This is a genomic window from Actinokineospora iranica (genome assembly GCF_900101685.1).
GTDB classification, from domain to species: domain Bacteria; phylum Actinomycetota; class Actinomycetes; order Mycobacteriales; family Pseudonocardiaceae; genus Actinokineospora; species Actinokineospora iranica.
The window spans coordinates 1,043,366-1,065,964 of the sequence record NZ_FMZZ01000001.1 but is presented as its reverse complement, the minus strand read 5'-3'; the positions used below and the strand labels follow the sequence as shown (position 1 = coordinate 1,065,964).

18 protein-coding genes are annotated in these 22,599 nt (G+C 69.9%); 12 read left to right on the top strand and 6 right to left on the bottom strand.

From position 1 onward, the window contains the following. The first annotated feature begins 10 nt into the window (after positions 1-10). From secF to BLS56_RS04900, 5 genes are all read left to right on the top strand, one after another. Positions 11-1,237: a protein translocase subunit SecF gene (gene secF, locus BLS56_RS04920; protein WP_407640485.1), complete on the top strand. Its 1,227-nt coding sequence runs from the start codon at positions 11-13 to the stop codon at positions 1,235-1,237. A gap of 2 nt (positions 1,238-1,239) precedes the next feature. Next, positions 1,240-1,767: an adenine phosphoribosyltransferase gene (locus BLS56_RS04915; protein WP_091448492.1), complete on the top strand. Its 528-nt coding sequence runs from the start codon at positions 1,240-1,242 to the stop codon at positions 1,765-1,767. Between the two features lie 302 nt (positions 1,768-2,069). Then, positions 2,070-4,370 carry a RelA/SpoT family protein gene (locus BLS56_RS04910; RefSeq protein WP_175482684.1) on the top strand — a complete coding sequence of 767 codons (2,301 nt, stop codon included), beginning with the start codon at positions 2,070-2,072 and terminating at the stop codon, positions 4,368-4,370. A 51-nt stretch (positions 4,371-4,421) separates the two neighbouring features. Further along, positions 4,422-5,315, top strand: a complete 894-nt coding sequence (locus BLS56_RS04905) for a hypothetical protein (RefSeq protein WP_228771351.1) — start codon at positions 4,422-4,424, stop codon at positions 5,313-5,315. Between the two features lie 1,065 nt (positions 5,316-6,380). Further along, positions 6,381-6,956, top strand: coding sequence for a GNAT family N-acetyltransferase (locus BLS56_RS04900; protein ID WP_091448811.1), 576 nt, complete (start codon positions 6,381-6,383; stop codon positions 6,954-6,956). 1,125 nt (positions 6,957-8,081) lie between these two features. Here the strand turns inward: BLS56_RS04900 and BLS56_RS04895 are convergent. After that, the gene (locus BLS56_RS04895; RefSeq protein WP_091448488.1) at positions 8,082-10,040 is read right to left on the bottom strand and encodes an intein-containing Rv2578c family radical SAM protein; all 1,959 of its coding nucleotides are present in this window, start codon (positions 10,038-10,040) and stop codon (positions 8,082-8,084) included. A 107-nt stretch (positions 10,041-10,147) separates the two neighbouring features. Between BLS56_RS04895 and pnuC the strand changes: the two genes are divergently transcribed. The 3 genes from pnuC to BLS56_RS04880 are packed head-to-tail and all read left to right on the top strand — an operon-like array spanning position 10,148 to position 13,168. After that, positions 10,148-10,801, top strand: a complete 654-nt coding sequence (gene pnuC / locus BLS56_RS04890) for a nicotinamide riboside transporter PnuC (RefSeq protein ID WP_091448486.1) — start codon at positions 10,148-10,150, stop codon at positions 10,799-10,801. After that, positions 10,798-11,883 carry an AAA family ATPase gene (locus BLS56_RS04885; protein ID WP_091448484.1) on the top strand — a complete coding sequence of 362 codons (1,086 nt, stop codon included), beginning with the start codon at positions 10,798-10,800 and terminating at the stop codon, positions 11,881-11,883. Before pnuC ends, BLS56_RS04885 begins: the two co-directional genes overlap by 4 nt. A 25-nt stretch (positions 11,884-11,908) precedes the next feature. Next, positions 11,909-13,168 carry a YibE/F family protein gene (locus BLS56_RS04880; RefSeq protein ID WP_407640474.1) on the top strand — a complete coding sequence of 420 codons (1,260 nt, stop codon included), beginning with the start codon at positions 11,909-11,911 and terminating at the stop codon, positions 13,166-13,168. A 10-nt stretch (positions 13,169-13,178) separates the two neighbouring features. On the opposite strand, the gene BLS56_RS04875 is transcribed toward BLS56_RS04880, so the two are convergent. Together BLS56_RS04875 and BLS56_RS04870 are read right to left on the bottom strand one after the other, a co-directional pair. Beyond that, positions 13,179-13,814 (bottom strand): hypothetical protein, encoded by a 636-nt coding sequence (locus BLS56_RS04875; protein ID WP_091448483.1) that lies wholly within the window; start codon positions 13,812-13,814, stop codon positions 13,179-13,181. A gap of 2 nt (positions 13,815-13,816) precedes the next feature. Then, positions 13,817-14,524: an MBL fold metallo-hydrolase gene (locus BLS56_RS04870; RefSeq protein ID WP_091448481.1), complete on the bottom strand. Its 708-nt coding sequence runs from the start codon at positions 14,522-14,524 to the stop codon at positions 13,817-13,819. Between the two features lie 133 nt (positions 14,525-14,657). Between BLS56_RS04870 and BLS56_RS04865 the strand changes: the two genes are divergently transcribed. The 4 genes from BLS56_RS04865 to BLS56_RS04855 all read left to right on the top strand — a co-directional run bounded on the left by BLS56_RS04865 (position 14,658) and on the right by BLS56_RS04855 (position 18,032). Then, a complete protein-coding gene (locus tag BLS56_RS04865; protein WP_091448479.1) occupies positions 14,658-15,539 on the top strand; it encodes a peptidylprolyl isomerase in 882 nt (293 codons plus the stop codon). An 832-nt stretch (positions 15,540-16,371) separates the two neighbouring features. After that, complete coding sequence (locus BLS56_RS04860) at positions 16,372-16,644, top strand: hypothetical protein (protein ID WP_091448476.1); 273 nt, start codon at positions 16,372-16,374, stop codon at positions 16,642-16,644. A 594-nt stretch (positions 16,645-17,238) separates the two neighbouring features. Further along, entirely contained in the window at positions 17,239-17,361 is a 123-nt protein-coding gene (locus tag BLS56_RS32705) for a hypothetical protein (protein ID WP_267463890.1), read from the top strand. After that, positions 17,358-18,032, top strand: coding sequence for a helix-turn-helix domain-containing protein (locus tag BLS56_RS04855; RefSeq protein WP_091448473.1), 675 nt, complete (start codon positions 17,358-17,360; stop codon positions 18,030-18,032). Before BLS56_RS32705 ends, BLS56_RS04855 begins: the two co-directional genes overlap by 4 nt. Before the next feature lie 666 nt (positions 18,033-18,698). Here the strand turns inward: BLS56_RS04855 and BLS56_RS04850 are convergent. From BLS56_RS04850 to yaaA, 3 genes are all read right to left on the bottom strand, one after another. Further along, entirely contained in the window at positions 18,699-20,324 is a 1,626-nt protein-coding gene (locus BLS56_RS04850) for a DEAD/DEAH box helicase (RefSeq protein WP_091448471.1), read from the bottom strand. 302 nt (positions 20,325-20,626) lie between these two features. Continuing rightward, positions 20,627-21,526: a serine protein kinase RIO gene (locus tag BLS56_RS04845; RefSeq protein WP_091448809.1), complete on the bottom strand. Its 900-nt coding sequence runs from the start codon at positions 21,524-21,526 to the stop codon at positions 20,627-20,629. Positions 21,527-21,818: 292 nt separating this feature from the next. Then, the gene (gene yaaA / locus BLS56_RS04840; RefSeq protein WP_091448470.1) at positions 21,819-22,562 is read right to left on the bottom strand and encodes a peroxide stress protein YaaA; all 744 of its coding nucleotides are present in this window, start codon (positions 22,560-22,562) and stop codon (positions 21,819-21,821) included. Positions 22,563-22,599: the final 37 nt, after the last annotated feature.

Here is a 22,599-nt window from a genome sequence, read left to right as displayed (position 1 = left end):
CAACGGGTCTGTGGCCAACGAGGCTGGCTCGACCGGTGACGTGGTCACGGCCAAGAGCCACAAGGCAAGCGTGTTCGACCGGCTCTACACCGGCACGGGCGCGTTCGACATCGTCGGCAAGCGCAAGCGCTGGTACGTGATCTTCGGCGTGCTGATGCTGGTGTGCGTCGCCTCGATGGTCTTCCGCGGGTTCAACCTCGGGATCGACTTCGAGGGCGGCACGAAGATCCAGCTCCCGGCGGCCAGCGCCGCAGGCCCGATCTCCACCGACCAGGTGCAGGAGGTCTTCACCGCGACGCTGAACCGCGAGCCCGCCTCCGTGCAGCAGGTCGGCACCGGGGCCAACGCCACGATCCAGATCAAGTCCGAGACGCTGAGCGTCGCCGACGTCTCGCGGGTGAAGGACGCGCTGTTCGAGGAGCTGCGCCCGCAGCCGCCGGGTGGCGAGCCGTCGGTGGCGCAGATCAGCGACAGCGCCGTGTCGGGCACCTGGGGCGGGCAGATCTCGCAGCAGGCGCTGATCGCGCTGGGCGTGTTCCTGGTGCTGGTGACGATCTTCCTCGCGCTGTACTTCGAGAAGTGGATGGCCGTCGCGGCGCTGGGCGCGCTGATCCACGACGTGGTGGTCACCATGGGCGTGTACTCGCTGGTCGGGTTCGAGGTCACCCCGGCGACGGTGATCGGCCTGCTCACCATTCTCGGATTCTCGCTGTACGACACGGTCGTGGTGTTCGACAAGGTCAAGGAGAACACCCGAGGCCTGCTCGGCCTGACCCGGCGGACCTACGCCGAGGCGGCGAACCTGGCGCTGAACCAGACCCTGATCCGGTCGATCAACACCTCGCTGTTCGCGCTGCTGCCGGTGATCGGCATGTTGATCGTCGGCGTCGGCCTGCTCGGCGTCGGCACCCTGCAGGACCTCGCACTGGTGCAGCTGACCGGAATGCTCGCGGGCGTGCTGTCCTCGATCTTCCTGGCGACGCCGCTGCTGGTCGACCTGAAGATGACCGAGCCGAAGTTCAAGCAGCAGGCCGAGCGCGTCGCGCTGCGCCGGGCCAACGCGGCCCGCAAGGCGCAGGCGGGCGCCGTCGAGCCAGACCTCACCGACGACGAGTCGCTCGACGGCGAGCTTCGCCGCGAGAAGGCGTACGCGAGCGCGGCGAGCGTCCCGGTCCGCAACCCGAAGGCGGGGGACGCGCGGCGCACCGGCAGGCCGTCGGGCAAGAAGCGCCGCTGAGGGTGTCGGAAACCGCTCTGGACAGGGCGCTCGGTCTCGTCCGGGAAGTCCCCGACTTCCCCGAGCCGGGCGTCCTGTTCCGTGATCTGAGCCCGCTGCTGGCCGACCGCGACGGCTTCCGCGCCGTCACCGACGCCCTGGCCGCCACCGTCCCGGCCGGGGTCAGCACCCTGGTCGCGGTCGAGGCCCGCGGCTTCCTCTTCGGCGCGGCCATGGCGGCAGCGCACGGCTACGGCGTCGTCCCGGTCCGCAAGCCCGGCAAGCTGCCCGCGGTCGCCCACCGCGCCACCTACGCCCTGGAATACGGCACCGCCACCCTCGAACTGCCCGCCGACGTTCTCCGGCCGGGCGACCGGGTGGTCGTCGTCGACGACGTCCTGGCCACCGGCGGAACCGTCGAGGCCGCGGCGGGCCTGGTGCGGCGGGCAGGCGCGGAAGTGGCGGGCGTGACGGTCGTGATCGAGATCGCCGCCCTCGGCGGCCGGGCCCGGCTCGCCCCGCACGGAGTCCGGTCCCTGATCACGGCGTGACCGAGAGCGGACAGTGGCGCTCGTCACCAAGATCGCCCGCCCCCGTCGGCCGGGTGGCCGCGGCCGTTCCCGCCTGGTGACCGTCTGACCACTGTCAGGCTGCCGCGACGGGCGGTCGTCCGCGACGCGTCGGGCGTATCGCCGGTGGCGGTTCGTCGTCCGGTGTGGGCTGTTCGTCGCCCCGCCCACCGGTAAGCAGGCCTTTCAGAGTTATTCTCGGTACCCGGGCCACACCCGTGACCCGGAGGGAGTCGTGCGCCGCAGGGCGACCGAGCTTGCCGGGAGCATGGGTGACCCACGACGTGGAGACAGGCGCCGCAGGGGCGACCGGGGCCGAGCCGCTGACGCAGGCGAGCCGGGAGCCCTCGGCCACCCGGCGGGTCCGCGCGCGGCTGGCCCGCCGGATCACCGCGCAGCGGGCCGCCCCCGTCAAACAGGTGCTGGAGCCGCTGGCCGCTGTCCACCGCGAACTGCACCCCAAGGCCGACCTCGCCCTGCTGCAGCACGCCTACGACATCGCCGAGGAGATGCACCGCAGCCAGCGGCGCAAGTCCGGCGACCCGTACATCACCCACCCGCTCGCGGTCGCCACGATCCTGGCCGAGCTGGGCATGGACACCACGACGCTGGTCGCGGCCCTGCTGCACGACACCGTCGAGGACACCGAGTACTCCATCGAGAGCCTGCGCGCCGACTTCGGCGACGAGGTGGCGCACCTGGTCGACGGCGTCACCAAGCTCGACAAGGTGCAGCTGGGCACCGCGGCCGAGGCCGAGACCATCCGCAAGATGGTCATCGCCATGGCCCGCGACCCGCGCGTGCTGGTCATCAAGCTCGCCGACCGGCTGCACAACATGCGCACCATGCGCTTCCTGCCGCCGGAGAAGCAGGCCAAGAAGGCCCGCGAGACGCTGGAGGTGCTCGCCCCGCTGGCCCACCGGCTGGGCATGGCCACCGTCAAGTGGGAGCTGGAGGACCTGGCGTTCGCCATCCTGCAGCCCAAGAAGTACGACGAGATCGTGCGGCTCGTGGCCAACCGGGCGCCCTCGCGCGACACGTACCTGCAAACGGTCGTGACCCAGCTCGGCTCCGACCTGGAGGCCTCGCGGATCACCGCCAAGGTCGAGGGCAGACCGAAGCACTACTACTCGATCCACCAGAAGATGATCGTCCGCGGCCGCGACTTCGACGACATCCACGACCTGGTGGGCGTGCGCATCCTCGTTGACGACGTGCGCGACTGCTACGCGGCCATGGGCGTGGTGCACGCGCTGTGGCAGCCGATGCCCGGCCGGTTCAAGGACTACATCGCCCAGCCCCGCTTCGGGGTCTACCAGTCGCTGCACACCACCGTGATCGGGCCGGACGGCAAGCCGCTGGAAGTGCAGATCCGCACCCACGAGATGCACCGCACCGCCGAGTACGGCATCGCGGCGCACTGGCGGTACAAGGAGACCAAGGGCACCCACAGCGGCGTCGAGGTCGATGAGATGGCCTGGATGCGCCAGCTGCTCGACTGGCAGCGGGAGGCCGCCGACCCGGGCGAGTTCCTGGAGTCGCTGCGCTACGACCTGGCCACCCGCGAGATCTTCGTCTTCACCCCCAAGGGCGACGTGCAGACGCTGCCCGCCGGGTCGACGCCGGTCGACTTCGCCTACGCGGTGCACACCGAGGTCGGGCACCGCTGCATCGGCGCGCGGGTCAACGGCAGGCTGGTCGCGCTGGAACGCAAGCTGGAAAACGGCGAGGTCGTCGAGATCTTCACCTCGAAGGCCGAGGGCGCCGGACCCAGCCGCGACTGGCTGGCGTTCGCCGCGTCGCCGCGGGCCCGGGCCAAGATCAAGCAGTGGTTCGCCAAGGAGCGCAAGGAAGAGGCGATCGAGGCGGGCAAGGACGCGATCACCAAGGAGGTGCGCCGGGTCGGCCTGCCCATGCAGCGCCTGGTGTCCGCGGACTCGATCACCGCGCTCGCCCGCGAACTGCGCTACCCCGAGGTCAGCTCCCTCTACGCGGCGGTGGGGGAGGGCCACACCTCCGCGCGGCACGTCGTGCAGCGGCTCGTGGCGCTGCTCGGCGGCGTCGAGCACGCGGAAGAGGAACTGGCCGAACGCGCCACCCCGTCCACGGTCACCCGCCGCCGCGCCTCGGGCGACGCGGGCGTTGTGGTCAAGGGAGCCAGCGACGTGTGGGTGAAACTGGCCCGCTGCTGCACCCCGGTCCCCGGCGACGAGATCCTGGGGTTCGTGACCCGGGGCGGCGGCGTCAGCGTGCACCGCACCGACTGCACCAACGCGGGTGAACTCCTGGCCTCCCCGGAGCGCCTGCTGGAAGTCGAATGGGCCCCGTCGGACTCGTCGGTGTTCCTGGTCGCCATCCAGGTCGAGGCCCTGGACCGCCACCGGCTGCTCTCGGACGTCACCAAGGTGCTAGCCGACGAGAAGGTGAACATCCTCTCCGCGTCGGTCACCACCTCCCGCGACCGAGTAGCGGTAAGCCGCTTCTCCTTCGAGATGGGCGACCCCAAACACCTGGGCCATGTGCTCAAGGCCGTCCGCAGCGTCGAGGGCGTCTACGACGTCTACCGGGTGACATCCGCGTCCTAAGAGGTCCGATTCGTACAAGACTCGACGGGTAGCCACGCTTACCTTGTCTGTGTGAAGACATTCAGCGGAGAGGCCATGCGCCTCGCGGAGACGTTCATCCTGCGCACAGCCCGCATCCTGGAGCGCAGGCGGTTCGAGTTCCTGTTCGGAACGGGCGCACCGGAACCGGTCCTCACCGCCCTGGCGGCCTACCGAAACCCCGACGGCGGCTACGGAAACGCCCTCGAACCCGACGGCCGAGGCCCCGGCAGCCAGCCCGTGACAGTCCTCTCGGCACTGCACATCCTGCACGAGGCAGGAGCCAAACCCGACGACGCCGTCTGCGACTACCTGGACTCCATCACCGCACCAGACGGCGGTGTCCCCTTCGTCCACCCGAACGCCCTCGACTACCCACGCGCCCCTTGGTGGGCGGTCCCGGAAACCTACGAGGGCTCCCTACTCCCCACAGCCAACCTGGTAGCCACCCTCTGGCGGTCGGGAGTGACTCACCCGTGGGTCGACCGAGCCGCCGCCTTCTGCTGGCCCCGAATCGAATCCCTCACCTCGACCCACCCCTACGAGGCACTGGCCTGCGTCACCTTCCTGGACGCCGCCACCGACCGCCCCCGCGCAGCGGCGGCCGCCACCCACATCGGCGCCTTGGTCCGCGAAAGCGGCCATGTCCGCCTGGGCGCCGAGGGTGAAACCCCACCCGGCTACAACCCGGCAGAACTCCACACCCCCCACGAGTACGCCCCCACCCCCGACAGCCTGGCCCGGCACTGGTTCACCGACGCCGAGATGGAGGCCAGCCTGAACACCCTGATCACCACCCAACACCCCGACGGCGGCTGGCGGGCCCGCTGGGCCATCTGGACCCCGGTAACCGAGTTCGAGTGGGCAGGCGTGTTGACCATCGAGTCCCTCAAGACCCTCCGCGCCTACAACCTCCTACCCTCTTAACCCCACACGGCCCAGTCGCCCTGCCGCCCCAAAACGCCCAAGCGCTTGATGGAGTGCAAGCAGCCCATCAACCGCCACCAGGTTCAGCCCAGCCGCACCTACCCTGCCCACCTCAATGGGGTTGGTTGGTGCACCAAACCCGCCCCCTGCCCGCCGTACCCGCATTCGCCAGGTGAACGGCGCGCCTGCCCGCCTGCCCGGGCACACCGACGCCCGCCAGGTGCCCCACCCCATCGAGCAAAGAGCGCACGGCGAAAAGGCCGGTCGGGAGATATCCCCGACCGGCCATAGTCCTACCGCGACAAGCACGGATGTCAACAGCAGCCTTCGAGGCAACGAAAGGCATCGAAGCCTCGAAGGCCACCGTCAGGACGGGGCGACAGGCGGACTCCGGCTCCCGAGTTCGGTGGGCGGGCCGGAACCACTGTCACACTGTGGAGAATCGGCGTCGACCGGGAAGTCGGCGCTCTCAGGCGGACCTACCATTCGCGATCGCGGCCGCGGTGGTCCGATTGCGGACAAAACGGCACAACAACATGAAACGTACTCATTCGCTAGTCCCCCAAGCGAAAATCGTCTAACAACCTGCGTACACGTGGATCCGTTGGATCCCGGCCTCGCGGCCCCCCTGTCCGTGAGGCGCCTCCCCAGACGCCTCGTGCGGACATACGTTGGCACTGCATCGGCAGTGCGCTGCTCTTACACCTCTATAACGCTCCAGAGTCGGTCGTTGTCCCCTCCTGGAGCAAAAAAGTCAGCAGAAATTTTTCCCGCGGTCCTCGTCGGCTGACGGGGGCCGTGCTGACTCCTTCGTTACAAGGTGGCTTCCAGTGGTGTGACCTCCTTGGGATCGGGTGCGTTCTCCAGATCAGAGTCCGCGGACGGCCGATGGGTTCCCACTACATTGCCTCCGCAAAGCGGGTGGGTCTGCCGGTGTGCGGATGGCTCAGGAGCTCCTGATCACGGCGCGGTCGCGGGACGGCAGTCGGGAAAATCCGTGGACGGCAGAGTCAGTTCCGTCCATAATGGCGAGTGAGTACGCCCTTCTGTCGAGAAAGGCCAGTGGTGCGCGTTTTCCTGGCGACCGATCGGCTGGTGCTGCGTCGATTCACCGAAGCGGACGTGGACAACCTCGTGGTGCTGGACGGCGACCCTGAGGTCATGCGTTTTCTCACTGGCGAACCGACGCCGCGAGCGGAGATCGAGGATGACGTCCTGCCCGGGATTCTGCGCGCCTACGACCGAGGACCGGCTGGTCGTTGGGCGGCCGTCGAACGTTCCACCGGGGAGTTCGTGGGCTGGTTCGCCCTGCAACCGCCCGAGGACGGCAGTGTCGCGGAGGTGGAACTCGGCTACCGCCTCAAGGCGTCGGCCTGGGGCCGGGGTTACGCCACCGAGGGGTCGCGCGCCCTGCTCCGGAAGGCGTTCACCGACCTCGGCGCCCGCCGCGTGTGGGCCCAGACCATGGCGGTCAACACCGCTTCCCGCCGCGTCCTGGCGAAAGCGGGCCTGAAACACGTGCGGACCTTCCACCTCCACTTCGACGATCCACTCCCCGGCACCGAGCACGGGGAAGTCGAGTACGAACTACAACGCACCGACTGGACCGACACCGGGCAACCGGCGCACGCCGACCGCTAGGTCCTGTCTCGGAGTACCGGCACACGCCAGCCGCGTCGGATGCGGCCCCTGGCGGCACGGCCGCGACGCCCAAGTACGACACCGGTACGAGCGGCGCCGCGGCCGCACCGCCAGGAACCACCCCGATCACGGCCTGCACGCACCGGTACTTCGAAGCAGGACCTAGTCGCCCATCAGGCAGCCCCGCGAAACCATCGCCTCACCCTGCGGTGCCGTGGGTATGCCGTGGGTATGCGCTGCCGCGGCCGAAGTCGGTGACACCGCCGCGGTTCTCCGCCTGTTCGCGGACACCAGGAGTTGGCGGCTCACCGCCGATCCAGCTTGAGCACGTCCGGTTCAGCTGCGACGGTGCCGCGGTTCAGTCGCAACGCCGTCGGTGCGGCTCAGTTGGGATGGTCCGGTTGCGCCCTGCTGGTTGGGGCAGTGGTTGTGTCGGGGTGGGGTGGTGGTGTCGCTGGTGCAGCGTCAGCCCAATGCCCCCCGCATGTCCAGGGCTGGCTGTGTTGGGCCATTCGCACCATACCGATCCGGCGACAGCCGCGCCGGTCCAGCTGTGACCTCGGCCGGTCCAGCACTGGTGCGCCAGTCCAGCCGCGACTCACCGCTCCGGTTCCAAGCACGCGAATTCCGGCTGTCCTGGGTTCGCGTGTCCCCGGGCAGGGAACCCTCGGGTGGGAAGGCGTCGAGGCTCGCGAAAGTCGAGCGGGTCGAGTCCCGTGCCGCGCGGCACACGCCTGCTTTCCCGCCCTGGACGTTTGCCTGCTCGATCTGCTTCGTTGCGGATAGCGGGCCCGACAACAGCGGTTTGTCGGATCCGACCTCGGCGCGCTCGGTCCGTTGCTTGCCAAGGCGGAGCGTTCGTTGTCCCGTCGGACAGCGGCTCACCGGAGGGTGACTGGTGGGTCTGCTGCGATCCGGTGGAACCCGCGTTGGTCGGTGGGGAAGCGGCCGTGACGCCCCGTCCGGTCCTCGAAACCACAGCAGGCGTGCCCGTGTTGCCGCACCGTGGTTCCCGGGTGCCGGGCTGCGGGGTGACCGCGTGCGGCATGGGAGCCAGGTGGTGGGAGGCGACCCCGGTATTCAATTTGGTCCTGTGCGACCACCATCCAGTGGTCCATAGAGGACTTAGAGGAGGGTCAGCTGCTCTTGGGACACCTCCACTTCCGGGGCTCCCGCGGGCAGGCTGCCGCCTGGCCACCGGTCGTTCTTCTGGACGTCTCGGGTGGCCTTGGGCGCTAGGCCGTGGCGGCGGAGCAAGGGGGCGACGCGGGTTCCCAAAGCTCGGCGATAGCGGATGTCGGCGTTGGTGCCCTTGCCGTATACCCGTCTGTACAAGGGGACCAGCGTGGGGTGTTCGCGGGCGAGCCAGCTGGCGAACCACTCTCGGGCGCCTGGGCGTAAGTGCAGGGGCAGCACTGTCACGCCGGTGGCGCCCGCGGCGGCGATCTCGGCCAGCAGGGCGTCCAACTGCTCCACCGAGTCGGAGAGGCCGGGGAGGACCGGGGCGACGAACACGCCGCAGGACAGGCCCGCGTCGGTGATTCGGCGCACCAGTTCCAGGCGGGCTTGGGGGCTGGCGGTTCCTGGTTCGAGACTGCTTTGGAGCGTCCTGTCGAGCAGGGCGATGGAGACTCCCAGGCCTACCGGGACCTCTGTGCTGACGGCGGACAGCAGCGGAAGGTCTCGGGACAGGACGGTTCCCTTGGTGAGGATGGAGAAGGGGGTGCCGGAGCCCGCCAGGGCCCGGATGATGCCGGGCATCAGGCGGTAGCGGCCCTCGGCGCGTTGGTACGGGTCGGTGTTGGTGCCCATGGCGACGTGCTCGCGGGTCCAGCGCGGCGCGGCGAGTTGCCGGGCGAGCACTTCGGCGGCGTTGACCTTGACCACGATCTGGGTGTCGAAGTCGTGGCCCGCGTCCAAATCGAGGTAGGTGTGGGATTTTCGGGCGAAGCAGTTGTGGCTCACGACACCGTTGGCGATGAAGTCGCCGGTGCCGGTGGTGATGTCGAACAGCGGCAGGTCCAGGCCCAGCGGCTCGATCGACGCGACGCCGAGGCGGGCGCCGGACTTGATGGCGGCGCCGTCGATGGCGCGCTTGGCGGTGACCGCGGGCGCGACCAGGTGGAACAGCCGCAGGTGCTCGGTGAGGCCGCCGTCGACCCGGACGCAGCGTTTGCCGCCGGGGGCGCGGCGGGACTCGATGGCATGGTGGAAACCGAAGGCGGCCAACGCCTCGACCACCGCGTCGAGGGTGCGGGGGCCCAGGTTCGGCAGGCGCAGGATGCGGTGCGAGAACGTGCCGTCGGTGTCGAAGACGCCCGCCAGCAGGCCCTTGCGCCACTCGTCGGTCGGGGCGGCGGGCCACTCGACGGGGAGGTGCACCGCGAGGTCGCCTTCCAGGTACTCCGCGACCCGGGCGCCCACCTCCGGGGCGGGCGGTGGGCCGCCGTCGCCGCGGGCCACGCCGCACAGGTAGCCCCGGCGGTAGTCGACGGTGTCCTTCGGCGGCGCGGCGAACGGGCCGGTGCCCATCAGCTTGTTGCCCGCGGTGAGGTGCGGGCGGCGGGCGGGGCCCGACATGGCGCCTGCCACGTGCTTCCACCCGCGTTCGGTGAGGAACCGGTGGTCGCCGCTGGCGATGAGCTGTGTGCCGCCCGCCAAGGTGACCCGGTAGGCGGGCTTCACCGTGGACCAGTGGTCGAGCACCTCCGTGGGCACATAGTGCCGGTAGTTCCCCCGGCGCTCGGTGCCGTAGACCCTGTCGCCGACCCGTAGCTCCGCCAACGGTTTCGTGCTGCCGTCGGCCATCAGGATCGGCGTGTCGCCGTGCAGGCAGTAGCTGCACGCGTGCGAACACCCGCGGTACGGGTTCACCGTCCACCCGAAGGGCATCGGCGAACTCCCGGGCACCTTGTTCAGCACCGATTTCGCCAGGACCTCGTGGAAGACGATCCCGGCGAACTCCGGCGTCCGCACGCTGCGCACCAGACCGGGCAAGCCAGGCAGTGCCTGCTCGCCGGTCTCAGCCGCGGGGCGCCTGTCCACCCGCTGTCCATCCCATCGCACACGACCAGTCGAACACATGTTCGACTGGCGTGCAACCGGTTCGGCCACGGCTTGCGACGAACGGCCGAGCGACGAGACGAACGGCGTTTCGTAGGCTCAGGCGACATCGGACGAAGGGCGACACCGTGGCGCTGGATCAGGTTCTCGACCCGCTGCGGGCGACCGCCTTCACCCTGCTCGGGGCGCCGACGTCGCGGATGGAGGTGATCGGGTTCCTCACCGGGGCGCTGTGCGTGTGGCTGGTTGCTCGGCAGAACCCGTGGAACTGGCCGATCGGGATCGTGAACAACGGGGCGTTCTTCGCGCTGTTCATCACCGCGGGCATCTACGCCGACGCATGGCTGCAGACGGTGTACCTCGCGCTCGCCGTGTACGGCTGGTGGGCGTGGCTGCGCGGCGGCGAACGGCGCGGCGGCGAAGGGCACAGCGCTCTCGCGGTCTCGCGAACCACCGCGCGGCAATGGCGGGTGCTGGCCGGGATCGGAATCGCGGGCACCCTCGCGCTCACGTGGCTCCTCGCGGCGGCCACCGACTCCACGGTGCCGTTCCCGGACGCGGTGACCACTGTGTTGTCTCTCTTGGCCACCTGGGGCCAGGCGCGCAAGAAGGTCGAGTGCTGGTGGTTGTGGATCGCCGCCGACCTGATCTATGTGCCGCTCTACGCGTACAAGGACCTGTGGCTTACCGCGATCCTCTATGTCGGCTTCATGGCGCTGTGCGCGCTGGGTCTTCGCGCCTGGTGGGCCGACCTGCGCACCCCGGCCCTGGCCGCGGCGTGAGATTCCGGCACGCCCTCGTGCTGGGCAAGTTCTACCCGCCGCACGCGGGCCACCACCACTTGGTGCGGACGGCCGCCGGGGAGTCCGAGCGGACCACGGTCGCCGTCCTCGGGTCCAGTGTGGAGTCGCTGAGCATCGCCGACCGGGTGCGGTGGCTCAGCGCGGAACACGCCGCAGACGCGGGCGTCGCCGTGCTCGGCGACCTCGACGACCACCCGGTCGACTACCGCGACGACGCGGTGTGGGACCTGCACATGGGCGTGATCCGGTCCGTGCTCGCCCGGCGCGCCATCGCCGAGGGCGACCCGGCGGGCGCCGTGGTCGACGCGGTGTTCACCAGCGAGTCCTACGGGCAGGAGTTAGCGGCACGGCTCGGCGCTAAGCACGTCGCGGTAGACCCTGACCGCGAGCGTTATCCCGTCTCCGGCACTGCGGTGCGCGCCGACCCGTTCGCCCACTGGCACAGGCTGGCCCGGCCGACCCGGCGGGGCCTCGCCGCGCGGGTCGTCGTCATCGGGGCCGAGTCGACCGGCACGACCACGCTGTCACGGGCGCTCGCCGCGCACTACGGGGCGCCCTGGGTGCCCGAGCACGGCAGGCTGCACACCGAGGAGAAGCTGGCCGCCGCGCGAGCCATCGCGCGGGTGGCTGGCTGCCCGCCGCCCGCGCCGGAAGATCTGGTGTGGACGCTCGGTGACTTCGCCGACATTGCGGCCCGCCAGGACGCCGCCGAGGACGCGGCGGCGGGCGAGACGCCGATCTTGGTGTGCGACAACGACTCCTGGGCGGCGACCGTCTGGTGCGAGCGGTACCTCGGCCGCCCGCACGGCGACTTCACCAGCGGTGGAAAGCCCGCGCTGTACCTGCTGACCGATCACGTCGGGGTCCCGTTCCACCAGGACGGCTGGCGCGACGGCGAGCACCTGCGGCCGTGGATGACCGCCCGGTTCGTCCGCGGCCTGCGGGCGCGGGGCGTGCCGTGGACACTGCTTACCGGCTCTCCCGAGCACCGCCTGCGCCGCGCGATCCGGGCGTGTGAGGAAACCTTAAGAGCGCACTTCCGCTACGCCGATCCACTGTGACCGGATCGGCTGACAGGATGGCGTGGTGGATGACTGGGAGACCCGGCCGATCCCCCGGGTGACCGGCGGACGGCACGCCAAGGACGACGCGCTCCCCACCGGGCACGGCCACGGCCACGGCCACCACCACGGCCCGGCGCGACCGGTGTCCCAGCCGGTGCGCAGGCTGCTGGCCCTCCTGCTCGCCCCCTTCGCCCTGGCCGCGGTGGTCGGCGTCGTGCTGCTGTTCCCGACCGGCGACACCACCAGCGCGGCGGCGGGCCAGCAGGCCGTGCTCGGCACGATCACCACCGCGGCGGCGGGCCCGTGCGGCGTGGGTGAGACCGAGGGCGACCAGTGCCTCATCGTGACCGTGGAGATGACCGACGGCGCCGCCGCTGGCAGCGACATCCGCACGACCGTCCCGCTGGAGCCGAGCACGCCGCGCTTCGCCGTGGGCGACGAGGTGGTGCTCGGCTACAGCGGCGGCGACCCGCTCAGCGGCGGCTCGTACCAGATCGTCGACTTCCAGCGGGGGATGCCGCTCGCGGTCCTCGCGGGGCTGTTCGCGGTCGCGGTGCTGGTGCTGGGCCGGTGGCAGGGCCTCAAGGCGCTGGTGGCGCTGGGGCTGAGCTTCGCGGTGCTGCTGCTGTTCGTCCTGCCCGCGATCCTGGGCGGGGAGAACCCGCTGCTGGTGGCGATCGCCGCCGCGGGCGTGATCATGTTCGGGGTGCTCTACCTGACGCACGGTTTCTCCGCCCGCACGTCCACCGCGGTCTTGGGCACGATGGTCAGCCTGGGCCTGATCGGCGTGCTGAGCGCCCTGTTCAGCGCCGCGGCCCGGCTGACCGGCCTGGACGACCAGACCGCGACGCTGGTCGGCTCGCTCGGCCACGGCATCGACACCCGAGGGCTGCTGCTGGCCGGGATCGTGATCGGCGCGCTCGGCGTCCTTGACGACGTCACGGTGACCCAGACGAGCGCGGTGTGGGAACTGCGGGCGGCGAACCCGGCGCTGGGCTGGCGGCGGCTGTACGCGGCCGGGGTGCGGATCGGCCGCGACCACGTGTCCTCGGCGGTGAACACGCTGGTCATGGCCTACGCGGGCGCGGCACTGCCGGTGCTGCTGTACTCGTCGCTGTCCGATGTCGGGTTGGGCACGATCTTGCAGCAGCAGAGCATCGCCCAGGAGATCGTGCGGACCCTGGTGGGCAGCATCGGCCTGGTGGCCGCGGTCCCGGTGACCACGGCCGTGGCCGCGCTCGTGGCCGTGCGCGAGCCGGTGCTCGACGACGCGCTGGAGTGAGCGGTGTCGCTCAGTCCAGCGAGGCCACGAACCGGGTCACCGCGTCGGCTTTGAGTCGCTGCGCGAGCCGCCCGCCCGGCGCGACCGAGGCGAGCCGGAACAGCGGCCGGTCGGGCGCCGCCTCGCCCTTGGCCTCCGCCCGCAGCTGGGCGACCAGCAGCTGGGAGAACACCAGGCCGGAGGTGTTCTCGCTGCTCGCGAGCGTGTCGGCCAGCTTGCGCAGCACCAGGATGCCCAGCTCGCGGCCGCCGGTGCCGGAGTACACCGCGAGCGAGAGGTTGATCGTCGTGCGGCCCCGCGCGACCAGCAGGCCGATCGTCCGGACGCCGCGCACGTCGGTGACCAGCAGTTCGAGGCGGTCCGCGTGGCGCAGGTCCACGGCCTTGCTGCCGATGGTGCGGGCCACCACGCTGCTGCCCTCCAGCCACAGCTTGCGCCTGCCTGAGGCCCAGGCCAGCAGCATCAGCACGCCCGCGACGACCGCGGCGGTGACCACGCCCGGCCACCGGCCCGCGATCAGGCCGACGATGCCGCCGAGGGCGGCGCCGAACACCAGCGCCACGCCCGCGGACACGCAGCCTCGGCGTCGGGTGACCGGCTCGGCCAGGGTCAGCGGTATGCGCTCGGGAAGGGTGTCCTCGGTCATGCTCAGATGCCCCGGCCCCGACCGCGGTGCTCCGCGGCCGGATCGGAGAGGTCGACCAAGCCGGTGAGGAACGGGTTGCTCACCCGTTCCCGGCCGATGGTGGTCGTCGGGCCGTGGCCGGGGAGGACGACCGTCTCGTCGTCGAGTTCGAGCACCTTGCGCAGCGACTCGGTCATCATCGCCATCGAGCCGCCGGGCAGGTCGGTGCGGCCGATCGAGCCCGCGAACAGCGTGTCGCCGGAGAACAGCAGCTGGCCGCCCTCGTCGGTGGCGTGCCGGAAGCTGACCGAGCCCAAAGTGTGGCCGGGCGTGTGGTCGACGGTCATCTTCAACCCGGCGAGATCCAGCTCCGCGCCGTCGGTCATCTCGCGGACCTCCTGGGGCTCGCGCAGCTGCAGACCGCCGAAGAACTGGGCGGACTCGCGGCTCAGGCCGCGCAGCGGGTCGCTGAGCATGTAGCGGTCCTCGGGGTGGATCCACGCGGGCACGTCGTTGCCGTCGCAGACCGGGGTCACGGAATAGATGTGGTCGAGGTGGCCGTGCGTGAGGATCACCGCGACCGGCGACAGCCGGTGTTCGCGCAACGCCTCCGCGATCGGCTCCTCGGCGTCCTGGCCAGGGTCGACGATCACGCATTGCTCCCCGGCGCCTGGGGCGATCAGGAAGCAGTTGGCCTGGAAGGCCCCAGTCGGGAAGCCGACGACAAGCACGGGTGAACCTCCGGTCGGCGGGTTTTCTTTGCCGGTTCTCAGCCTAGTGGCCGGTACCACCACACGGTTCTTACCGGGGTCCCCCATAGACTGCGCGCCAGCCAGCAACAGGTCAGGTCAGGGAGGGTGCCAGGTGCCGAGCAACGAGCAGCGCCGGGAAGCGGCCAAGCGCAAGCTGGAACGCCAGCTCGCGAACAGGGCCGAGCGCGCCCGCAAGCGCCGGATCATCGGCGTGGTGAGCACGGTCGTCGGCGTCGTGGCGGTGGTCGGCCTGGTCTACTGGTTGGCGAACATCGGCGACGACCCGATGGCGAGCCCCGCAGCCCAGACGAGCCAGCCGAACACGTCCCCCGAAACTCCGGCGACCATCCCGACCGATCTCGCCGCAGCCCCAAAACGGCCAACTCCGCTGCCCGCTGAGGTGAACTGCGAGTATCCTGCTGACTCAGGCAAACCAGCCTCGAAGCCCGTGCAGGCCCCGCCCTCGGCGAGCATCTCCGCTGAGGGCACTGTCGACGCAACCATCGCCACCTCGGCAGGTAACGTAAAGGTGACGCTCGACCGCGCACTCGCCCCATGCACGGTCAACAGCTTCCTTAGCCTGGCCAAGCAGGGCTACTTCAACGACACCACCTGCCACCGCATGACCACAACAGAGAGCCTGCAGGTTCTTCAATGCGGCGACCCGACGGCCACCGGCAGCGGCGGCCCGGGTTACACCTTTGATGACGAAGTCTTCCCCGAACTCAAGTACGGGCGCGGCATCCTGGCCATGGCCAACGCGGGCAAGAATCCGGCGACGAACAAGGGCACCAACGGCAGCCAGTTCTTCATCGTCTACGGCAACGCCGAACTGCCGCCTGACTACTCAGCGTTCGGTACGATCTCGGCCGAAGACCTACAGGTCGTCGACTCGATCGCGAAAGCAGGTCATGACGGCTCCATGAATCCCTCTCCCGGAGGAGGCAAGCCGGTGAGGCCAGTAGTGATCACAGATGTCGCTGTGGCCAGCTAGATTCTGTGCCGTTGATTCGCAGTGGGACTCAGCGTGACGTCGAGATGGTGAACAGAAACTTGGCCCGCAATGGAGAACGCTCACCCAACCAAGTTGGCATAACGTGCGGTAAGTCACACGACGTGTGAGTGGTGGTGTAACCACCTGGGAGGGGACGCGCGGAGGTGAACCTTCACTTGCCCGCGCTCGTCTTCACGCATTGCGATCGATCCCACATGTAACGCGCATGACAAACATGCTGTTTCCATGCTATAAAGTATCAGTAGTCCGCGTTTGCAATTGACGTATGGGGGATTATTTATGAAGCCTTTTCATTCGGCTGGCGCTGTAGTTATTCTCACGTCTGCGATACTGGCAACCTCTGGAGCGACTTCAAGTGCACAGAGCATGAGCACAACGACGCATTTCGGAATGACCACCGCGCAGGGGACATTCGTCTGCTCGGCCACGTTGAACAATCCGCACTACTCGCGGGGAGCCGCAAGCGTTATCTTCAAGACCCGTATCGCCTGTGAGGGCGATACCCCACCCATTCAGATGCGGATTTTTGGGCGTCTCGGTTCTGTCTCAGGCGGTAGCCCGGGTAACCCTGCGGCGGGCCCGACGGTTCCCAGGGCATCCTCGGACCAGACCCAAACTATTCCCATGGGCGGGAGTGCTACCTATTACACACCGGTCGTCGGTGGTACGAAGGTTCGTGGATCAGCAACCTACCAGGGTGACATCGACGGTCAGGTCGTTGGTCCTCCCGGTGCGATCGGCAGCGGTCCCAACCCGGTGAGCAGCAACCGGGTGTATGTGGTTGATCCCGGCTAGCCAGTGTGGAGTTGAGATGTTCGACATGACGCATGGCGAAAAGCAGTGGACGCCCGACAGGCAGACAGTCCTGTGGGCGATCAGCGTCATGGACGAGCGCCGAATCAGCGACACAGTGCGAAGTGAGTTCCAGGATCGTCGTGAGGAGCTCGCTGAGAGTTCAGCAGAGTACTGGGAACTGATCACCGGTATTACTGTCGAGCACATCACGTTCGACCTAGTCGAACAAGCGAAAAAGTGGGGAACCGATTTCTCATCGGTCGACTGGGGACCCCCTAACGACCGATGAGTACAACAATCGGAACATGACGTACCACGAGCGACGGCCGTCTGAGCGGTTCCAGACGGCCGTCGCTCGTGGGTTGGTCTGGCAAGATCGACCGTGGACCCCCGCCGACGCCTCTGTGGACGTGATTCGGCCTCGCCTCACTTGGGCGGCGAACCCTGAGCGTCCTGCCGTTCGGAGACTCGACCGACCAAGGCAAGGACGGCCCGGGGTACACGTGCCTACGGTCCCCACACACCACCGCGCCGCGTCTGTGACGATTCAACAAGCCGCTGTCAGCCCTGCCTAGCCGGTTCTTCGGCACAAGTGAGGTATGACCGAAGCCAGGTGTCGGCTGACTTGGGTTCGGCGCTGCCGTGCGAGTTCAAACGGTTGCCTTGTGGCGGCGGCGTTCAGTTTCGTCGCTACTTGGTCGCGGCGCCCGCATCTGGTCGGCGGGGGTGGGTGCGGCTGCGTGCCGGTGTGTTCGGGGAGCTACGCCTGTCTCTTGCGCGGGTCGCGGGTGTGCGCGAGCAAGCGTGCGGTCAAGGGCTACGGCTTGCGGGTGGTAGCTGGTGAGGACGCTGTCGCCTGCCCGGTTGTTCCAGAGTGAATCTGATGCTTGATCTGGTTAGCCCGCTCCCGGTGGAGGTGGCGGGGGTGCGCAAGGAGATCAGCCGGGTCTACACGGCCGTGGACGAACCTGGGCGGGTGATCCGGGCTGGGACACTGGGGGCGTGACTTATCGCGAGCGGCGGGTGCCGGGGGCGGGTCTCGCCTGTGTGTGGTCGCGGGAGTACTCGGGGACTGGTGAGAGCCGGATCGTGCCTGATGCCTGCGTGGATGTCATCTGGCATCGGGAGAGCGGGCGGCTGTGGGTGGCTGGGCCGGACACCGGGCCGCAGGTGCACGTGAGTGAGCCGGGGATGCTGGTGGGGCTGCGCTTTCGGCCTGGGGACACCGCGCTGGGGGTGCCCGCGGACGCTCTGCGGGACGCGCGGGTGGCGTTGGCTGACCTGTGGCCGCGGGCCGCGGAGTTGGGGGAGCGGTTGGCGTCGGCTTCCGATGTGGTGGCGGCGCAGGAAGTTCTGGTGGCTGCTCTGCCTGCCGCTCCTGATCCGGTTGTCGCGGTGATTCGCGGGTTGGCGGCCGAGGGGGGCAGTGTGCGGGGGATCGCCGATGCGTTGGGAATGAGTGAGCGGCAGCTGCGCCGGCGGGCTCGGGCGGCGTTCGGGTATGGGCCGAAGATGCTGCATCGGGTGTTGCGGTTTCAGCGGGCGTTGGGGTTGGCGCGGGCGGGGGTGGCGTTTGGGGATGTCGCTTATGCGGCTGGGTACGCGGATCAGGCGCATCTTGCTCGGGAGGTTCGGGGGCTTGCTGGGGTGCCGTTGGGGGATGTGGTTCGTGGGTGAGTCGGTTGGGTGGGTTGGCTCGATGGGGTGGAGTGGTTTCTTCGGGGCCCCTACGAAGGAAGATCCCGTCGTGGGAAAGACGGGTGGGGAGCCTTCGGCCCCACGACCACGGCAAGTTTAGGGATCTTCCTTCACCCCCAAAGAAACCACTCCACCCCATCGAGCACTGGGCGGGCCTCGGTTCGGCTTTGTGGGGGGCGGGTGCTCCCTCTCGCACCCATCGAGCACTGGGCAGGCGTCGGCTTGCTTTGTAGGGGGCTGATTGCTGCTCTGTCCCGCCGCCAGGAGCCTGGCAGCAGCGGTGTGGCCTGGCAGGAGGGTGGGCTGTCCTCGGGCGCGGCCTGTTAGGGGGCGGTGCCTTCCTCTCCCGCACCCGTTGAGCACTGGGCAGGCGTTGGTGCCGCTGGCAGGGGGCGGGTTTGCTGTCCTGTCCGCTCGCTCCCGACAAGCGCTTGGCAGGGGCGGGCTTGGTTGGCAGGTGGTGGGGGCTGTGCTGGGGAGGTCGAGGCGGGACTTGTCGCAGTGGTAACGCGGGAGTGTGGTTGGCGAGGTGGAGGGCAGCGGGTAGGGCCTTCTAGGTTATGTGAGTTCTCTAGGCATAGCCAAAGCCGCCCTTTGCGAGGGGGTCGCAAAGGGCGGCTTTGGTGGTGACTCAGGGCGTTGTGATTAGCCGCGTTCGGCGGTGTTGTGCCTGCGGTCGCCTTCGCGCCAGCCTCGGGGGGCTGCCGCGGCGCGGCGGGTGGCGCGGTTGCCGGTGTCGCGGGTGTGGTGGGTGTCGCGGCCGCGGGGGGCGCCGTCGCGGGCGGGTTCGCGGTGGGAGTCGCGGCGGTCGTCGCGGGGGTGGGCCTCGCGGGCGGGGCGGCCCTCGGAGCTGTCGCGGCCGGTGCGGCGGCGGAAGTCGCCACCGCCGCGGCGTGGGGTGTGGCCGCCGCGGGGGCCGCCGCGCTGCGGGCGGACCGGGGGAGCCTTCTCGATGACCGGTTCGCCGCTGGGGATGCGGGCGCCGGTGATGCGGATCAGGTCCGCGTCACCCGGGCGCACGCGGGTGTGCTCCGGCTTGACGCCCGCCTTGTCGGTCAGGCGGACGACGCTGCGGCGCTGGTCGTGGGTGACGACCGTGACCACGGTGCCCGCCTCGCCCGCGCGCGCCGTGCGGCCCGCGCGGTGCAGGTAGTCCTTGGAGTCCGCGGGCGGGTCGACGTGCACGACCAGGCTCACGCCGTCGACGTGGATGCCGCGGGCCGCGACGTCGGTGGCCACGAGCACCGGCATGTCGCCGTCGCGGAACTGGCTGAGCACCCGGTTGCGGGCGCCCTGGGTCTTGCCGCCGTGCAGCGCCCCGGCCCGCACGCCCACCGACCGCAGCTTGTCGGTCAGGCGGTCGACGTGGTGCTTGGTGCGCACGAACATGATCGTGCGGCCCTCGCGGGCGGCCATCTCGGTGATGACGTCGGCCTTGTCCTGCTTGGACACCAACAGCAGGTGGTGCTCCATTGTGGACACACTGGCGGTCGCGATGTCCACCGAGTGGGTGACCGGGTTGGTGAGGTAGCGCTTGACGAGCTGGTCGACGTCACCGTCCAGAGTGGCCGAGAACAGCAGCACCTGGCCGGTCGGGTCGGTGAGGTCGAGGATTTCCCGCACCTGCGGCAGGAAGCCCATGTCGGCCATCTGGTCGGCCTCGTCGATCGCGGTGAACCGCACGTCGTGCAGCACGCAGGTGCCCTGGCGGACGTGGTCCGAGAGCCTGCCCGGGGTGGCGATCAGCAGGTCGACGCCGCGCTTGAGGGCCTCGGCCTGACGCGGGAAGGACATGCCGCCGACGGCGGTGCGGCACCACAGGCCCAGCGACTTCGCCAGCGGGGTGAGCGCGTCGCTCACCTGCAGGGCCAGTTCGCGGGTGGGCACCAGGATCAGCCCGCGCGGCCGCAGCGAGCGCGCCTCGCCGCCGTCCAGACGCGACAGCAGCGCCAGTCCGAACGCGAGGGTCTTGCCGGAGCCGGTCTGCGCGCGGCCCAAGACGTCGCGGCCCGCGAGCGCGTCGGGCAGGGTGGCGGCCTGGATCGGGAACGGCGAGTTGATGCCCGCGGCGGCGAGCGCGGTCAGCAGCGGCTTGGGCAGGCCGAGGTCGGCGAAGGTGACGCCGCCGTCGGTGTCCGCGGCGGCCTTGGCGGCCTGGCGGTGCCGGGGCTTGCGCTCAGCGGCGGTGTTCAGCGCGTCGGTGTTCGGCGCGGTGTCGATCGAGATCGTGTCGCTCAAGATCGTGTCGTTCAGGGTGGTGGCGTCGTTCATGGGCAGGGCAGAGTTCTGCACGGGGTCCTCTCCGGACGTGGCACGTCTCGGGAGGCTCCGCCCTCTTCTCAGGAGGCCGGCAGGCATTCACACGGACGAGCCCGGCGCGTTTCGCACGCCGTTTGGTGGGTGTGGCACCGCAGCCATCCGATGTCCTTGGGCGACGCCGGCGGGGAACGGCTCACGCGCCGCTCACGATGCTTCTTAATCGTACCCGACCATGGCCTGGGACCTCGCATCGCGGGACCAGTATCACGTTCTGGCCTGGTGGGGGCGGTCGCGAAACCGCCCCCACCAGCGGTTCAGTCCAATCCGGCTGTGGTCAACAGGTGCGCGGTGAGCGCGCCGGGGTCGGCCACGTCCTCGGGCAGGCCGCGGGCCCGGAACCAGCCCGCGATGTTGGCGACGTCGCGGGCCAGGAACTCGCGCCCGGCCGGATTGGCGATCAGGTCGACCACCTGCGGCAGGTCGATCAGCATCAGGTGGCCGTCGTGGACGAGGGTGTTGTATGCGGACAGGTCGCCGTGGGTCAGGCCCTCGATGGCGAACAGCTCCAGCGCGGCGACCAGCTGCTCCCACAGCTCCCGCAGCTCGTCGGGCTCCGGCCGGACCTGGGCCAGCCGGGGCGCGCCGTGCCGCTCGGCGTCGCAGAGGAACTCCAGCAGCAGCTCCGTGCCGTCGCGCTGGACCGGGTAGGGCACCGGGGCGCCGATCGTCCACAGCCGCGACAGCGCGGCGAACTCCGCGACCGCCCACTGCTCGGCGATCAGGTTGCGGCCGAAGGAACTGCGGTTGGCAATCGCCCGCGTCTCCCGGGACCGGCGCATCCGCCTGCCCTCCAGGTAGCCCGCGTCCCGGTGGAAGAGGCGGTGTTCGCCGCCGCGGTAACGCTTGGCGGCCAGCAGACAGCCCGCGCCGCCGGGCACGGCGCGCTCGATGACGAACACGTCGGCTTCCTTGCCGGTCTTGAGCACGCCCAGCTCGGTGTCGGCCGCGGCCAGGTCGGTGACCAGCCAGGACGGGCGCGGGTGCGGGCCCTGGTCGGCGTCGCCCCAGGTGGACCAGCGGTCGGCGCCGTCGGGCAGTTCCTGGGCCGCGGTGTAGGCGTCGTCGCGGACCCGGGCGAGGCGGACGCGCTCAGCCTCGGTGAGCCGCCCGGACCGCTGCGGCTGCGGGTCGTCGTCGGCCCGGCGGCGGCGCATCCGGCCGCGCGGCAGGTCGTAGTCGTCGGCAGCGGAGTAGTCGGACGAGTCGTCGTCGAAGGTGCTGTCGGAAGTGCTGAGGTCGAACTTGTGCTCGCGCACTGGGTGGGACTCCTTGAAGCGAGAAGGTGGCCCCACCGCGCGAGCTAGCGGAGTGAGGCGGGTGGACGGGTCGGCGCCACGGCCGCAACGACAGTCATCACCACGGGGCACCTCCTCAGGTCCACCGGCATTCCCACCGGCACTCGGGCATCAGCGTGCCCGGCTGCCAAGCCGGGCGCAATCGAATTAATCAGGGCGCCACGACCAGGTCCAGCGCGCGCTTGCCGGTGGGCTCCAGCCGCATCCCGTTGGCCTTGGCGACCGAGATCAGCGTGCGCACCGTCCCCGGCTCGCGCGGGGCGGTCGCCAGGGCGGCGGCGAGCCTGCCCTTGTGCGCCTTGTTGAAGTGGCTGACGGCTTTGCGGCGGCCCCCGGCGTCCTCGGTCACGACCCGGACGGTGACCGCGTGCGGGATCGCGGCGAGGTTGGCGTAGGCGCCCGACCGCAGGTCGACCACCAGGTCGTCCACAGTGGACAGTGTCTTCTCCAGGCCGGTTCGCCACAGGCCGCGCAGGCCGCCGAGTGCGGGCAGCACCGTGCCGCCGGAGAGCCGGTAGGCCGGGATCGGGTCGCCTGCGCGGACCACGCCGAACAGCGCCGAGGCCACCGCCAGCCGCTTGTCCGCGCGCGCCCGCTGCGCCTTGGTGAACCCGGCGACGCCGAGCGCGTCGTAGAGGACCCCGGTGTAGCGCTCGACGGCGGGCCGGGTGGGGGAGCGCCACAGTTCGGCGTTGCGCTCGACCTCGTCGATCTGCCGCTCGGACAGGTCGAGCGCGGCCAGGCTCGCGGACACGTCCGCGGCCAGGTCGACCAGCGCGGCGGCGATCCGCTCGCGCACCGGGGTCAACTCGGGGAACGACAGCGCGGCCAGGTCGAGCGCGGCGCCCGAGCCGCCCTCGCTCTTGGTCTCCGACGGGGGAAGCAGCACGAGCACCCGCCGAGCGTAGAGAAAACCGGTCGAACCGCCCGCG

What these genes read in the sequence shown, in the direction of transcription:
- BLS56_RS04850 (WP_091448471.1), bottom strand. Translation starts at nt 20,324, where the DNA reads ATGAACGACGCCACCACCCTGAACGACACGATCTTGAGCGACACGATC.
- BLS56_RS04845 (WP_091448809.1), bottom strand. Translation starts at nt 21,526, where the DNA reads ATGCGCCGCCGCCGGGCCGACGACGACCCGCAGCCGCAGCGGTCCGGG.
- BLS56_RS04895 (WP_091448488.1), bottom strand. Translation starts at nt 10,040, where the DNA reads ATGTGTTCGACTGGTCGTGTGCGATGGGATGGACAGCGGGTGGACAGG.
- BLS56_RS04875 (WP_091448483.1), bottom strand. Translation starts at nt 13,814, where the DNA reads ATGACCGAGGACACCCTTCCCGAGCGCATACCGCTGACCCTGGCCGAG.
- BLS56_RS32705 (WP_267463890.1), top strand. Translation starts at nt 17,239, where the DNA reads ATGCTTGATCTGGTTAGCCCGCTCCCGGTGGAGGTGGCGGGGGTGCGC.
- BLS56_RS04860 (WP_091448476.1), top strand. Translation starts at nt 16,372, where the DNA reads ATGTTCGACATGACGCATGGCGAAAAGCAGTGGACGCCCGACAGGCAG.